The organism is Nonomuraea sp. NPDC004702, from assembly GCF_053601695.1.
Map to the genome: position 1 here is coordinate 20,872 of NZ_JBSGCE010000028.1, position 13,767 is coordinate 34,638.

At 72.5% G+C, this 13,767-nt stretch carries 12 protein-coding genes; 7 read left to right on the forward strand and 5 right to left on the reverse strand.

Annotated features, from left to right (window positions below; translation table 11 throughout):
* Nucleotides 1–5 precede the first annotated feature (5 nt).
* Nucleotides 6–917, forward strand: coding sequence for an ATP-binding cassette domain-containing protein (locus tag ACWEJ6_RS30040; protein ID WP_452428072.1), 912 nt, complete (start codon nucleotides 6–8; stop codon nucleotides 915–917).
* Complete coding sequence (locus ACWEJ6_RS30045; protein WP_352350427.1) at nucleotides 914–1,675, forward strand: ABC transporter permease; 762 nt, start codon at nucleotides 914–916, stop codon at nucleotides 1,673–1,675. The genes ACWEJ6_RS30040 and ACWEJ6_RS30045 overlap by 4 nt, the downstream gene beginning before the upstream one ends.
* Before the next feature lie 10 nt (nucleotides 1,676–1,685).
* On the opposite strand, the gene ACWEJ6_RS30050 is transcribed toward ACWEJ6_RS30045, so the two are convergent.
* Complete coding sequence (locus ACWEJ6_RS30050; protein WP_452428074.1) at nucleotides 1,686–4,889, reverse strand: BTAD domain-containing putative transcriptional regulator; 3,204 nt, start codon at nucleotides 4,887–4,889, stop codon at nucleotides 1,686–1,688.
* Between the two features lie 149 nt (nucleotides 4,890–5,038).
* On the opposite strand from ACWEJ6_RS30050, the gene ACWEJ6_RS30055 reads away from it, so the two are divergent.
* A complete protein-coding gene (locus tag ACWEJ6_RS30055; RefSeq protein ID WP_452428076.1) occupies nucleotides 5,039–5,941 on the forward strand; it encodes a hypothetical protein in 903 nt (300 codons plus the stop codon).
* Nucleotides 5,942–6,166: 225 nt separating this feature from the next.
* Here ACWEJ6_RS30055 and ACWEJ6_RS30060 read toward each other — a convergent pair whose 3' ends face one another.
* Nucleotides 6,167–6,766, reverse strand: coding sequence for a hypothetical protein (locus ACWEJ6_RS30060; RefSeq protein ID WP_452428078.1), 600 nt, complete (start codon nucleotides 6,764–6,766; stop codon nucleotides 6,167–6,169).
* Nucleotides 6,767–6,789: 23 nt separating this feature from the next.
* Nucleotides 6,790–8,181 (reverse strand): selenium-binding protein SBP56-related protein, encoded by a 1,392-nt coding sequence (locus ACWEJ6_RS30065; protein WP_387667557.1) that lies wholly within the window; start codon nucleotides 8,179–8,181, stop codon nucleotides 6,790–6,792.
* A 106-nt stretch (nucleotides 8,182–8,287) separates the two neighbouring features.
* Here ACWEJ6_RS30065 and leuE point away from each other — a divergent pair, with 106 nt between their 5' ends.
* The gene (gene leuE, locus ACWEJ6_RS30070; protein WP_452428080.1) at nucleotides 8,288–8,941 is read left to right on the forward strand and encodes a leucine efflux protein LeuE; all 654 of its coding nucleotides are present in this window, start codon (nucleotides 8,288–8,290) and stop codon (nucleotides 8,939–8,941) included.
* 217 nt (nucleotides 8,942–9,158) lie between these two features.
* The gene (locus ACWEJ6_RS30075; RefSeq protein WP_364324307.1) at nucleotides 9,159–9,800 is read left to right on the forward strand and encodes a VC0807 family protein; all 642 of its coding nucleotides are present in this window, start codon (nucleotides 9,159–9,161) and stop codon (nucleotides 9,798–9,800) included.
* On the opposite strand, the gene ACWEJ6_RS30080 is transcribed toward ACWEJ6_RS30075, so the two are convergent.
* Nucleotides 9,708–10,676 (reverse strand): hypothetical protein, encoded by a 969-nt coding sequence (locus ACWEJ6_RS30080; protein WP_452428083.1) that lies wholly within the window; start codon nucleotides 10,674–10,676, stop codon nucleotides 9,708–9,710. The two genes, ACWEJ6_RS30075 and ACWEJ6_RS30080, sit on opposite strands and share 93 nt — an antisense overlap.
* Before the next feature lie 16 nt (nucleotides 10,677–10,692).
* Nucleotides 10,693–11,868: a sensor histidine kinase gene (locus tag ACWEJ6_RS30085; protein WP_387667565.1), complete on the reverse strand. Its 1,176-nt coding sequence runs from the start codon at nucleotides 11,866–11,868 to the stop codon at nucleotides 10,693–10,695.
* A gap of 392 nt (nucleotides 11,869–12,260) precedes the next feature.
* Between ACWEJ6_RS30085 and ACWEJ6_RS30090 the strand changes: the two genes are divergently transcribed.
* Both ACWEJ6_RS30090 and ACWEJ6_RS30095 read left to right on the forward strand, forming a co-directional pair.
* Entirely contained in the window at nucleotides 12,261–12,878 is a 618-nt protein-coding gene (locus tag ACWEJ6_RS30090; protein WP_452428085.1) for a DedA family protein, read from the forward strand.
* A 36-nt stretch (nucleotides 12,879–12,914) separates the two neighbouring features.
* On the forward strand, nucleotides 12,915–13,727 hold the full coding sequence (locus tag ACWEJ6_RS30095; RefSeq protein ID WP_358283843.1) for a DMT family transporter: 813 nt from the start codon (nucleotides 12,915–12,917) through the stop codon (nucleotides 13,725–13,727).
* Nucleotides 13,728–13,767 lie beyond the last annotated feature (40 nt).

The window sequence follows — 13,767 nt, forward strand, 5'->3', positions numbered from 1 at the left end:
GGGGCATGACATACGCGATCGAAGCGGAAGGGCTCGTCAAGCGGTACGGCGACAAGACCGCGCTGGACGGCGTCGGCCTGCGGGTCAGGACCGGCACCGTGCTCGGCGTGCTCGGCCCCAACGGCGCGGGCAAGACCACCGCCGTCCGCATCCTGGCCACCCTCGCCGCCCCCGACGCCGGCCACGCCACGGTCGGCGGGCACGACGTCGTCACCCAGGCCCGCCGGGTCCGCGAGCTGATCGGCCTGACCGGCCAGTACGCCTCGGTCGACGAGAAGCTGACCGGCACCCAGAACCTCGTGCTCGTCGGCCGCCTGCTCGGCCTGTCCAGGGCGGCCGCCAGGGCCAGGGCCGCCGAGCTGCTGGCCAGGTTCGGCCTGGAGGAGGCGGCGGGCCGGGCGGCGGCCGGCTACTCGGGCGGCATGCGCCGCCGGCTGGACCTGGCGGTCAGCCTGGTCAGCCGGCCCCGGATCCTGTTCCTCGACGAGCCGACGACCGGCCTCGACCCGCGGGCCCGCGGCGAGCTGTGGGACGTGGTCAGGGAGCTGGTCGCGGACGGGGTGACGGTCCTGCTGACCACCCAGTACCTGGAGGAGGCCGACCAGCTCGCCGACGACCTGCTGGTCATCGACCGCGGCCGGGTGGCGGCGAGCGGCACGCCGGCCGAGCTCAAGTCGCTGGCCGGCGGCCACCGGCTGGACGTCCGGCCGCTGCACGCCGCCGACCTGGAGAAGGCCGGCTCGATCCTCGGCGCCACGGCCGTGGACGGGCTGCTCAGCGTGCCCGTGCACGACCTGGCCGCGCCGCCCGACCTGCTGAGGCGGCTGGACGACGCCGGGATCGTGCTGGCCGAGCACGCCCTGCGCCTGCCCTCCCTCGACGACGTCTTCCGCACACTCACCGGAGCAAGCTCATGACCACCGCGCTCTCCCAAGGGCTGACGCTCGCCTGGCGCAGCCTGATCCCGTTGAAGAACAACCCCGGCCAGCTCGCTGGGCTGCTGCTCCAGCCCGTCTTCATGATCGTCATCTTCGTCTACCTGTTCGGCGGGGCGGCCGGCGGCGACCGGGCGGGGGCGGTGTCGTACATGCTGCCCGGCGTGCTCGTCCAGGTCGCGCTGATGGCGACGATCACGACGGGCATGAACCTGGCCACCGACATCGGCAACGGCGTGTTCGACCGGTTCAGGACCATGCCGATCGCCAGGTCGGCGCCGCTGGCCGGGCGCATCATGGCCGACCTGCTGACCCTGCTGATCACCATCGCCATGTCGCTGGCCGTGGGGTACGCCGTCGGCTTCCGCGTGCGGACCGATCCGCTGAGCGCGCTGGCCGGGATCGGCCTGGTGCTGCTCATGGTGACGGCGCTGAGCTGGGGGTCGGCCTGGATCGGGCTGGTGGCCAAGTCGGTCGCCTCGATGCAGGGCATCGCGACCGCCGTGCTGCTGCCGCTCACGTTCGGCAGCAGCGCCTTCATCCCCGCCACCGACCTGCCGGGCTGGCTGACCTGGTGGATGGGCGTCAACCCGGTCTCGCACCTGGCCGGCGCGCTGCGCGGGCTGCTGGTGGGCGGCCTGGCGGCGTCCGACGTGTGGATCACGCTCGGCTGGGCCGCCGCGCTGCTCGCCCTCTTCGCCCCCTTCGCCCTTCGTGCCTACAACCGGAAAGTGCGGTGACCGCGCCCTCCTACGTGGTGCTGCGGGCCATCGCGTAGAGCTCGTCCGGCGGCAGGGCGGCGCCCTCGGCGAAACGGCGGGCGAAGAGCTCGTCGCCGAGCGCCTTCCTGGCCGCCGCGTGTCCCTCCGCGGTGTCGGGCGAGGTGTCCTGGGGGACGACCGCCGACGCCCCGCCGAACAGCACCGCCGCCCGTTCCTGGTCGCCCGCGGCCTGCGCCGCCAGCGCGAACCCGGCCAGCGTCATCGACAGCAGCGGCCGGTCCGGGCTGACGTCGCCGAGGACGTCGAGCGCCTGGCGGTGCCGGGCCAGCGCGGCGTCCAGGTCGCCGGCGCGGGCCAGGGCCCGGCCGTAGGAGGTCAGGTACACCGCCGTGATCTGCGGCACCCGGGGAGCCGCGGCCACGACGCCGTCCATGTCCCGGTAGATCGCCAGGCTGCCGGCCAGGTCGCCGCGCCGCTCCTGGTACGCGGCCTCCCCCAGGCCCAGCAGCACCAGCGTCCACGGCGACGTCTCCTCGCCCACCCGGGACCTGGCCATGGCGAGGTCGGCGCCCGCGCCGTCCAGGTCGTCCACCCGCAGGCGGAGCTGGGCGAGCCGGATCAGGGTGGAGATCGACTCGTCGTCGCTGATCCATTCGCTGGTCAGCGACCTGGTCTCGGCGATCAGGTCGTCGGCGCCTGCGCCGCGCTCGGCCCGCAGGTCGGCCAGGCCCAGCAGCGCCTCGCTCAGCCCCCAGCGGTCGCCGAGCCGCCGGAACCCCTCGACCGCCCGTTCCAGCTCCCGCTCCCGCTCTCCCCCCGGCCGCATCCGGCCGCCGATCATCAGGGCGGCGGACGACAACCACAGGTCGTCGCTGCCGGCGTAGTCGCCGATCAGCGCGGCCGCCCGCTCGTCCTGCCCGGCCGCCGCGGCCATGACGACCCTGCTGATCAGTAGCAGCGGGTGCACCGGCCCCTCCCGGACCGCCCGCTCCACCAGCTCCTCCATCCGGGCCGACAGCTCCAGCATGGCCGCGCGGTCGTTGCTGATCGTCCCGAACACGTCGACGCCGTAGGCGAACATGCAGGACGTGTACGCCTCCGCGAGCCCCGGCGGCGGCGTGTCCCCGGCCAGGTCGAGCGCCTGCCTGGCCCAGGCCGCGCTCTCGCGGCGGTAGCCGCACATCCACCAGTACCAGTTGAGCGCCCCGCACAGCCGCAGCGCGGGCCCGGCGTCCCGACGGTCGATCAGCCAGCGCAGCGCCGCCGCGAAGTCGTCGCGTTCCGCCGCCAGCCGTTCGATCCACTCCACCTGGGTGGCGGTGCGCAGCTCGGGCACCGCGCGTTCGGCCAGGTCGAGCAGGTGGCGGGCGTGCCGGTCGCGGTACTCGGCGGTCTCGTCCGCCTCGGCCAGGCGTTCCAGGGCGTAGGCGCGGATGGTCTCCAGCATCGAGTAGCGGCCTTCGGGCGACAGGCGCACCAGGGACTTGTCGGCCAGCGCGCCGAGGACGTCGGCCGTGCCGCCGCACACCTCCTCGACGGCCTCCAGGGACGCGCCGCCGGCGAACACGCCGAACCGCCTGGCCAGCACGCGTTCCCGCTCGTCGAGCAGGTCCCAGCTCCACTCCACGACCGCCCGCAGCGTCTGCTGGCGCGGCAGCGCGGTACGGCTGCCGCCGTCGAGCAGCCTGAACCTGTCGTCCAGCCGGTCGGCGAGCTGGCGCGGGGTCATCGTGCGCAGCCGGGCGGCGGCCAGCTCGATGGCCAGCGGCATGCCGTCGAGCCTGCGGCAGAGCGCGACCACGGCCGCCGCGTTGCCCTCGTCCACGGCGAACGACGGCCGGGCCGCCGCCGCGCGGTCGACCAGCAGCCGCACCGACGGGTAGGCCGCCGCCTCGGCGGGCCCGGCGCCCGCCGGCGGCGGTTCGAGCGGCGGGAGGGGCAGCAGCCGCTCGCCCGGCACGTTGAGCGGCTCCCTGCTGGTGGCCAGCACGCGCAGCTCGGGGCACTCGTCGAGCAGCCTCTCGACCAGCACGGCCGCGGCCGTCACCACGTGCTCGCAGTTGTCCAGCACGACCAGCGCGGGCCGCTCGCCCAGCGCCTCGGCGACCTGCTCGACCACGTCCTTGGCCGCCTCGGGCGGGCGGTAGCCGGGGCGGTCGTCGCGCAGGCCGAGCGCGTCGAGCACGGCTCCGGACACGCCGGCCGGGTCACTGACCGAGCCCAGCTCCACCATCCACGCCACGACCCCCTGCCGACCGCCGGGCTCGCCTGCCGTCCGAGGTGTGGAGGGTTCGGCGGCCGGCCGGAGGCCCGCCTCGGTGCGCGGTTCGGTGGCGGGCTGGAGGGCCGCGTCGGTGCGGGGGTCGGTGGACAGCTGGAGGGCGGCCTCGGTCGCCAGTCTGGTCTTGCCGGCGCCGCCGGGGCCCACGAGCGTGACTAGCCGGTCGTGGCGGAGCAGGCGGGTGAGCCGTCCGAGCTCGGCCTCCCGGCCGATGAAGCTGGTGCGCGGCTTGCGTACGTTGCCCTTCGGCCGGCTTCTGGGCCACGCGACCGGAGGCGGCTCCGCCGACAACACGGCCAGGTGCGCGGCCCGCAGCTCGGCGCCGGGATCGACGCCCAGCTCGTCGGCCAGCCGGTGACGGGTGCGGTCGAACAGCTCCAGCGCCTCGGCCTGCCGTCCGGACGCGGCCAGCCCGCGCATGGCCAGCCCGACCAGCCGCTCGCGCAACGGATGCGCCGTCACCTCGGCGGCGAGCTCGACCGGCCGCCCGGCCGCCAGCAGGCGCTCGGCCCTGGCCTCGACCGCCGCCAGCCGCTCCAGCTCCAGCGCGGTCGCCGCGTCCGCCAGGTACGGGACCGACATGAGATCCGCCAGCGCCGCCCCACGCCACAACGCCAGTGCCCGGTCCGCGTCCTCGCCCGCCAGCCGCCGGAACTCCAGCGCGTCCACCTGCTCGGCGGGGAGCGCGAGGGCGTACCCGCCGGGGCGACTGTCGATCACCTCGTCGGGCCTGAGCGCCGCCCGCAGCCGTCTGACCAGCGTCTGCAGCGCGTTGGCCGCGTTGGCGGGCGGCTCCTGCGGCCAGAGCACGTCGATCAGCCGCTCCGCCGTGACCGTACGGCCCGCTTCGAGCGCCAGCACGGCCAGCAGCGCCCGCAGCCGGAGACCGCCGACCACGACCGCTCCCCCGTCGCCCTCGACCTCCAACGGCCCCAGGATGGATATCCGCATCCATCACATCCTGCCCTGCCTGCGCACATGCTCCGGTAGAGATCTTTCTCCCGCCCGTTTCCTCCCAGGGATGAACTCTTTCCACCTCCACGCGCCTGCCGTCCTTTTTTTGCGGACACAGAGCGTCATCGGCCGCTAACGTTCCGCCCGTGATCTCCTCCCAGCACGAGGCGCTGCACCGCGTCTTCCGTGACAATCCAGAGCTCTGCACGAGCGTCTTCAAGGTGCTCGACATCCCCTTCCCGTCACCGACCGAGGTCGCGGTGGTGGACACCGACCTGACCGAGATCAAGCCGATCGAGCGGCGCGCCGACACGATCATGATGTTCACGTCCCTGGAGGGACAGCACGCGGTCATCACCGAGTCGCAGTCCAAGCCCGACGACCGCAAGACCGCCGCCTGGGCGCACTACATCAGCCACGTGCACGTCAAGTTCGGCTGCCCCGTGACGCTGCTGGTGATCTGCCAGGACGAGGCGACCGCCACCTGGGCCGCCCTTCCGAAGACGATCGGCCTGCCGGACTGGCCGACGCTGTCCGTCCGCGCGGTCGTCGTGGGCCCGCACAACATCCCCGTGATCGACGACCTCGCCGAGGCGGTGAACGACGTGGTGCTCACCATGTTCTCGGCGCTGACCCACGCCCGTTCCAAGGAGGTCGCTGCCATACTGGAAGTCCTGGCAGACGCCTTGGACACCACCGACACCACCAGCGCGGGACACATCGCCGAACAAACCGAAATAGGCCTCGGAAACACCGACGCCCGACGAATCTGGAGAGACCTGATGGCGACCAAGACCTACCGCTACCAGTCCGAGTACGCCCAGATGCTGCGCGCCGAAGGCGAAGCCAAAGGCCGCGCCGAAGGCGAAGCCAAAGCGCTGCTGCGGCTGCTCGACCGTCGTGGCGTAGTGGTCCCCGACGTCGTGCGTGAGCGCATTCTCGCCTGCACCGACACCACCGTCATTGACACCTGGATCGACAGGGCCGTCCATGCCACCAGCCTCTCCGACATCTTCGGGATTGACGACGAGCAACCGGAACAGGGCTGACGGGCGGCCATGACGTACCGCTACCGGTCCGAGTACGCCGAGATGCTGCGCACCGAAGGCGAAGCGGCGGCCATGGCCAGGAGGCTCTTGTGGTTGCTGGACGGGCGAGGCGTGGAGGTGCCCGATGACGTGCGGGAGAGGGTCACCGCCTGCACGGACATCGCCGTCCTCGAAACCTGGATCGACCGGGCCGTTCACGCCGACCGGCTAAGCGAGGTGTTCCGGTCAGGCCTGGAGGAGGGTGAGGAGGCCGGCGGCGATCAGGGCGGCGGCCCACATGCGGTCCACGTTGAACCAGGCGCGGCGCAGGATCGTCAGGCCGAGCACCTCGTAGACCACCAGGGCCACGACACCGGCCACCACGAACATGGCCAGCGTGTGCAGGGCCGCCACCGCCAGCCCTCCTGAGACGGCGTGCCCCGGGTGGCCCTCCGCGCGCAGCCCGGTGAGTACGGGCAGCAGCATGAGCCCGGCGCCGTGGGCCGACGACATCAGGAACGACCAGCCGGCGAGCTGGGCGAGCGACAGGCGCATGCCCACCCACCGGAAGTGGCGGGTGGACAGCAGCCGCCACAGCCCGAACGCCACCAGCACCAGCCCGCCGACCACCGGCAGCGCCGCGCCCGTCACCAGGGAGCCGGTGACGGCCACGACCAGGGCGACCAGGGCCACCGACGCCAGGTGGCCCAGGGCGATCACGGGGATCGACTGGAGCAGCAGGTCGCGGCTGCGCTCCTGCAGGCCGCGGGCCACCGCGAAGAGCCAGCCCATGGCCGGGTTCAGGCCATGGAAGGCTCCGAGCAGCAGGACCGTCGCGGTGCTCATGGCGGGCATCGTGGCGGGCATGGTCACGGGTAGCAGTAGGAGTCGGAGGAGGCGTCGCCGCCCTGGAGGCGCACCTGGTGGGGGCGCAGGCCGCGGAAGGCGTCGCCGTGGGGGAAGAAGGCGGTGTCGAAGGTGAAGGAGTCGGCGTCGACCTTGGCGAGCCAGGCTCCGACGCCCTCAGGATAGAACTGGTCGTCCCAGGAGCCGTAGAGGGAGTTGGTGAGGTAGACGCGGCGGCCGTCGCGGCTCACCTCGACCATCTGGGGGCCGCCGCGCAGCGGGAGGCCGGGCTCGGCGGGGTGCGGGGTGCGCCGGGTGATGCCGCCGATCCGCAGGGATCCCAGCTCGACCGGCTTGTACGGGTCCGACACGTCGTACTGCTTCAGCTCCCCGGTGCCCCAGCAGGAGACGTACAGGCGCTGGTCGTCCACGGAGAGGGCGATGTCGGTGACCAGCGGCGGCACGGCGGCGAACGGCTGCAGCACGGGCGGCAGCAGGGCGGGGTCGGCGGGTTCTGCGGGGATGCTGATGACCTTCCGCGCCTGCCAGCGGCCGTCCTCGTGGAACCACAGCCAGACGGAGGCCGACAGGTCCTCGACGCTGGTGACCACGCCGACGAAGCCGTACAGGCGGGTGGGGTCGTGGGCGGGGCGCAGCTCCAGCGGCATCTGGTGCTGGTCGCCCAGGTCCACCTCCTGGACGTGCCGACGCTTGCGCAGGTCCCAGAAGTGCAGCTTGTGGCCGTACTTGCGGCCGAGCAGCAGCTCGCCGACCACGCCGTCCTCGATCATGGACGGCGTGCCCCACTCCGAGGTGATCAGCACGTCGTGGTTGATGTGCCACCAGAAGTCGTAGGCGAGGTACTGCGGCCCGCGGTCCAGCTCCCACCGGCCGAGCACCTCGAAGGAGGTGTGGTCGAGCACGGCGATGCCGCCGGGGCCCTCGGCGCCGTCCGCGCCGCCGAGCGCCGAGACGTACAGGCCCTCGGGACCGCAGTGGACGGTGTGCGGGCGGGAGTAGCCCGCCCGCCTGGCCAGCGACTCGGCGTCGATCACCTTGACCAGCTCGGGGCTGATCCGGTCCTTGGTGTCGTAGATGTGGATGCGCGAGGAGCGCAGGCCGGGCACGACCAGGTAGCGCCGCTCGACGTGCGGGTGCGGCGCGTTGGGGCACAGGGCGCTGCTGCAGGCGTTCCAGCCGAAGTGGTGCAGCTCGTCGCCGGTGCCGGGCAGGTCGGTCCAGCCGATCACGGTGCCGTAGGCCGGCGAGGCGGGGTCGGTGTCGAGCACGGCCAGCGCGTCCGGACGGTTCGCCGACCGGTCGAAGGCGGCGACGTAGGCCAGCTTCTCCACGGGGGCCTCGACGGCGTCGCGCGGGGAAGGATAAAACGTGGGGTCGGGGGTCCAGAGAGCCATGACACCAGATATTCACGAGTATCCCTACTGGGTCAATAGGCATCAGCGCCGCAATGTGCAGCCACCGACCGACTGAATCGGCACATATCACGCGATACCGTTAAGCGTGTTCTTCGGTATCACGGACATCTGGACCTACGTCGTCGGCGCCTTCTTCATCGTGCTGCTCCCCGGCCCGAACTCCCTGTACGTCCTCAGCTTCGCCGCCCAGCACGGCGTCCGGCAGGGCTACCGGGCCGCGGCGGGCGTGTTCCTCGGCGACACCGTCCTGATGGTGCTCGCCGCCGCCGGGGCCGCGTCCCTGCTGCGCACGACGCCCGTGCTGTTCACCGTCGTCAAGTACGCCGGCGCCGCCTACCTGGCCTGGATGGGCTTCCAGATGATCCGCGGCGCGGTACGGGCCTGGCGGGCCCGTCCGGCGGCGGCGGACGAGTCCGGGGCGGCCCCCGTGCGGCAGGCCAGGCCGTTCCGCAAGGCCCTGACGATCAGCCTGCTGAACCCGAAGGCGATCCTGTTCTTCCTGTCGTTCTTCATCCCGTTCGTGGACCCCGGGTACAGCGCCCCCTGGTTGTCGTTCCTCATCCTGGGCGCGGTGATCCAGATCTTCAGCGTGCTCTACCTCACCACGCTGATCTTCTCCGGCACGTTCCTGGCCGGTCAGTTCCGCCGGCACAGGAAGCTGAGCGCGGGCCTGACCTCGGGCGTCGGCGCGTTGTTCCTCGGGTTCGGCGCCAAGCTCGCCACGGCGTCACTCGGCTGAAAGCCGGGTTCAAGGGTGAGCTGGTTTCGTATGGAACAGATGGAACGCGGCAAAAGCGGCAGTCCTACTCGCCGGGCTCCGGTACGGTAGGCCACCGGCCTTCGGGGTCGCACCGGGCGGAGTCGCATCCGGCGGTGACGACGACCGGTCCATCCGGCAAGCCTGGACCCCCGAAGCCCGGGTAGACGCTGATCGTCGGCCTATCTGCGGAGCAGCCTTGAACCACCATCCGGTCGCACTCCCCCGTCTGACCGCGCTCGCCCGTCAGGCGGCCCCCCGCCTGCTCGAAGGCGTGGTCGCCCCCCTGCTGGTGTTCTACCTCGCCATGGTCGTGCTGGGCTTCAAGTGGGCCCTGGTGGCCACGGTCTCCTGGGTGTACCTCGGCGTGGCCTGGCGGCTGGTCAGAGGGATCAAGGTGCCCGCCACCATGTTCCTGGCCGCGTTCGCGGTCACGGTGCGGGCCCTGGTGTCGTTCTGGACGGGCACCTGGATGTGGTTCTTCATCCAGCCGGAGCTGGGCACGATCTGCATCAGCATGGTGTTCCTGGCCTCCGTCCGGCTCAACCGGCCGCTGGTGCAGAAGCTCACCCTCGACTACATCCACCTGCCGTCGGCCGTGCTCAAGCACGAGCGGGTGCGCAGGTTCTTCGCCAGGATCACCCTGCTGTGGGCGTTCGTGCTGCTGGCCAACTCGACGCTGAGCATCTTCCTGGCCGTCTACGAGAAGCTGGAGGGCTCGCTCGGCGCGTTCATGGTGCTGCGCACCTCAGCCGTGGCCGTGATCAGCGGGCTGGCGATCACCTTCTCGATCCTGGCGTTCAAGCGCGTCCTGGCCAGGCTGCACGTGGCCCACGCCTGACCGTTCGGCCAGCAGGAACGCTCCACACATCCCCATCACCAGCCCGGTCAGCATGCCGAACAGCTCGGCGAAGTCCGCGACGCCCGTGCCGCCGTAGGCCAGGGGGCCGCCCGTGGACCTGACGATCATCGAGAACAGCCCCCAGCCGAACAACGAGCCCGACCCCAGCCAGGCCAGCGCCAGCGGCCGCCAGAACGGGCCGTTCCCGCGCCGCCTGACCAGGACCACCAGCGCGGCCGCCCCGCCCACCGCGAGCAGCGCCTTCAGCCCGTTCTGCACGGCCTGGACGGTCCCGTCGAACGCCATGACGACCCGCAGCGCCCCGACGGCGGTCGCCACCAGGAGCGCGCCCCACGCCACCACCTCCTGGAACGATCTGGTCGCGCTCGGGAACGGCAGCCTGACCGGGGTGGCGAAGACGGCGGGCCAGCGGTCGCGGGCGTAGAGGGCGAAGGCCGTCATGAGGGCGACGCCGAGGGTGATGAAACCGCCGTAAACGACCAGGTAGACCCAGGTCTGGATCGGGCCGCCGCTGAAGATCGTCAGGCCGCCGATCAGCAGGATCAGCGGGGTCGTGACGGCCAGCACCGACAGCAGGCCGGTGCCCACCCACAGCGGCAGCAGCACCAGCCAGGCGGGCAGCCGCATGCCCCAGCGCATGGTGAAGGCCAGCGCCAGCAGCAGCCCGGCGGCCTCCATGGCGAAGGTCAGCGCGTTCATCCCCAGCATCTGCCCGTTGTCCATGAGCGCCGGGTCGGAGACGCCGACGGGGTCGCCGGTCAGCCAGAGCGTCTTGATCGTGAGGTAGGGCAGCGTGGCGGCGACCGCCACGATCGCGGCGGTGAGCCGGCCGATGCCCGCTCGCTGTTCTGTCATGCCACGATCGTGCGCCTCAGGCGGGCCGGTCCCCTCCCGACCGGCGGGGATCCGCCTCCCCCTCGCGGGGGAGCTCGACGGCCAGGCGGAAGCCGTCGCCGTCCGGGCCCGCGGTCAGCGTGGCGCCGGCCAGCCGTACGCGCTCGCGCAGCCCCGCCAGGCCCAGCCCGCCGCGCCGGGCGCTGGGACGCGAGCTCGGCGGGCCGTTGCGCACGACCACCCGGTGCGGCGCGACCGACACGGCGACCGCCGCCCCCGGCGCGTGCTTGGCCGCGTTCGTCAGCCCTTCCTGGACGACGGCGTGCGCCAGCTCCGACGACGCCCCCGGCGCCAGCTCCAGGGTGATCGACATGCCGGAGTCCCTGGCCCGGCCGACCAGCTCGGCGACGTCCTCGCCCACCGGGGACAGCGGGGCCTCCTCGGCGTCCTCGCGCAGCAGGCCGATGATCTGGCGCAGCCGCTCGGTCGCGTCGGCCGCCGCCATGCGCAGCTCGCCGGCCGCCTTGACCTGGGCTGGGCCGAGCCCGGGGGCGACTTCGAGCCCGCCGGCGCGCACCGCGATCAGCGCCAGGTCGTGGCCGAGCGAGTCGTGCATCTCGCGGGCGATCCTGGCCCGCTCGCGCAGCCGCGCCTGCGCCTCGACCGACAGCCGTGCCTGCCGCCGCTGCTGGAGCACGCCCCGCCGGAGCAGCCCCAGCAGGTACGGCACCAGGTACGTGCCGACGAGCCCGGTGCCCATCGACACCCACAGCGCCAGGTCACCGCCCTGGAGCAGCACGACCCCGCAGCCGATGGCCGTGATCAGGCAGAACACGGCGCCCGCGGGCCACAGCCGGGTCAGGCGCCGGCCGGTGAGGTAGGCGTACCAGATGATGAACGGCGAGGTCGCGAGCAGCGGCAGGATCTTCACGTCGCGCCGTGGCAGCAGCCACGTCAGGTCCACCGTCGCGAAGCCCTCGGTGAAGGTCCACGGGCCGAGCGGCAGCAGCAGCACCAGCGCCGCCAGCGGCCAGGGCCGGCCCACGAGCACGGCCAGCGCGGCCAGCCCGACCCTGGGCGGCGTCACCAACGCGAACCCGGCCGGATCGGCGAACGGGTCGGGGCCCATGGCGGTCACGAAGATGCCCAGCACGGCCCACAGCAGCAGGTCGAGGACGACCTGACGGCGGCTCTCACGACGCAGACGGTTCACGCACCGACGGTATCCGCCGCCCGGCGGGGCCGGTCCCGCCCGAAGGTCATGCGGCGCCCCTGACGAAAGTCAGGGTGGGGCCTCGTGCAGTGATCACGGTGGGGCTAACCCCACCTGAAAGGCGGATACCTCCTCTCCTGTTTCCGGGGCGCGCAACCGGTTTGATCGTGGGTGTCACGCGGAAGTCGCACGTCCGCCCCTGACGAAAGTAGGGGGTGGCGCGTGCCGATGGGCCGATGTGCCACGACCTGCGGAATTTCTACCTTCATGGGGTAGGCGGCCCTGACCCTCCTAGGGGACGGGCCCGCGTTCGACCGGGGGCATCCCCGATGTCCCCGGTCCGCTCACGCCGACAGGCTTGGTGAGTGCCCTGACGATCGGAGTCCACGCATATGTCGCACGCCATTCTCGACCTCGTCCAGCAGGTGATGTCATCGCCATGGCTGTACGTGGCGCTGTTCGCCCTCGCGCTGCTCGACGGGTTCTTCCCCGTCGTGCCCGCCGAGACGTCGGTCATCACCGCGGCGGTGTTCGCCGCCTCCGGCCAGACCAACCTGGCCCTGGTGATCGTGGTCGCGGCGCTCGGCGCGTTCGTGGGCGACCACGTGTCGTACCTGATCGGCAACAAGTCGGCCAGGCGGCTGCGGGACAAGAAGGCGTTCGTCTGGGCGCGCGGCGCGCTGGCCGAGCGGGGCGGAATGGTGCTGGTCGTGGCCAGGTACATCCCCGGCGGGCGGACCGCGACGACGCTGACCATGGGCGCCGTCGGTCATCCGCTGCGCTCGTTCACGTTCTTCGACGCCATCGCGGCGAGCTCGTGGGCGGTGTACTCCGGGCTGATCGGCTTCTTCGGCGGCATGGCCTTCGAGAACGACCCGATCAAGGGCCTGCTGCTGGGGCTCGGGATCGCGCTGTCGATCACCGGGCTCGTCGAGCTGGTGCGGTGGGCCAGGAAGCGGCGCGCCACCCAGCCTTCCCCGGAACGTCTTCCGGTGGACACGTCCGTTTGACCCTGTCCGGCAACCATCCGTCTGAAAGGAGTGCGCATGAGTGTGCTGGCCGCGGCGATCGCGCTGGTCGGTTCGCTGTTCTTCGCGCTCGGGGCCGCGCTGCAGCAGTTCGAGGCGGCGGGCTCGGCGAAGCCCGCGCTGCTGGCCCTGCTGCGCAGGCCGCGCTGGCTGCTCGGCGGCGTCTCCATCGTGACGGGCGGCGGCCTGCACATCGTCGCCCTCGGGCTCGGCCCGCTGACCGTGGTGCAGCCGATGGGGGTGGCCAGCCTGCTGTTCGCGCTGCCCATCGCCGCCGCGCTGCACGGCCGCCGGCCCTCCCGCAAGGAGCTGGCCGCGGCGGGCGTGGTCGCGGCCGGGCTGATCGGCCTGGTGCTGCTGGTGCCCGAGTCCGACGGGCCGACGTACCTGGCGCCCACGGGCGTGCTCACCCTGCTCGCCGTGGCCGGCGTCGCGGCGGTGCTGCTGTGGGCGGGCTCGAAGGCGGCCTCCCCCGCCGGCCGGGCCGCGCTGCTCGCCACCGGCTCCGGCGTCCTGTACGGCGCCACCGCCACGCTCATGCGCGTGCTCGTGGACGGAGGCTGGAACTGGTGGTACCTGCTGGCCCTGCCGGTGCCGCTGCTGCTGGCGCTGGTGATGCTGCAACGCGCCTACGCCGTCGGGCACTTCGGCGTCTCCTTCGCCTCGCTGCAGATCGCCGACCCGCTCACGGCGGTGGCCTTCGGGGCGCTGCTGCTCGGCGAGCCGCTGCCGTCCGGCCTCGCGCCGATCGCGGCCGCCGCCCTGACCGCGGCGGGCACGTTCGCCCTGGCCCGGACGTCCCCGCTGGAGGCGCGCAACGACCTCGCCTGATCCTCTCCCCTGACCGAAACCCCCTGTTCGTCCATCGGCC

Excerpts from the sequence above, each read along its gene's own strand:
- ACWEJ6_RS30095 (WP_358283843.1), top strand. The coding sequence starts at position 12,915 with ATGAGTGTGCTGGCCGCGGCGATCGCGCTGGTCGGTTCGCTGTTCTTC.
- ACWEJ6_RS30045 (WP_352350427.1), top strand. The coding sequence starts at position 914 with ATGACCACCGCGCTCTCCCAAGGGCTGACGCTCGCCTGGCGCAGCCTG.
- ACWEJ6_RS30090 (WP_452428085.1), top strand. The coding sequence starts at position 12,261 with ATGTCGCACGCCATTCTCGACCTCGTCCAGCAGGTGATGTCATCGCCA.
- ACWEJ6_RS30060 (WP_452428078.1), bottom strand. The coding sequence starts at position 6,766 with ATGAGCACCGCGACGGTCCTGCTGCTCGGAGCCTTCCATGGCCTGAAC.
- ACWEJ6_RS30080 (WP_452428083.1), bottom strand. The coding sequence starts at position 10,676 with ATGACAGAACAGCGAGCGGGCATCGGCCGGCTCACCGCCGCGATCGTG.
- ACWEJ6_RS30040 (WP_452428072.1), top strand. The coding sequence starts at position 6 with ATGACATACGCGATCGAAGCGGAAGGGCTCGTCAAGCGGTACGGCGAC.
- ACWEJ6_RS30050 (WP_452428074.1), bottom strand. The coding sequence starts at position 4,889 with ATGCGGATATCCATCCTGGGGCCGTTGGAGGTCGAGGGCGACGGGGGA.
- ACWEJ6_RS30065 (WP_387667557.1), bottom strand. The coding sequence starts at position 8,181 with ATGGCTCTCTGGACCCCCGACCCCACGTTTTATCCTTCCCCGCGCGAC.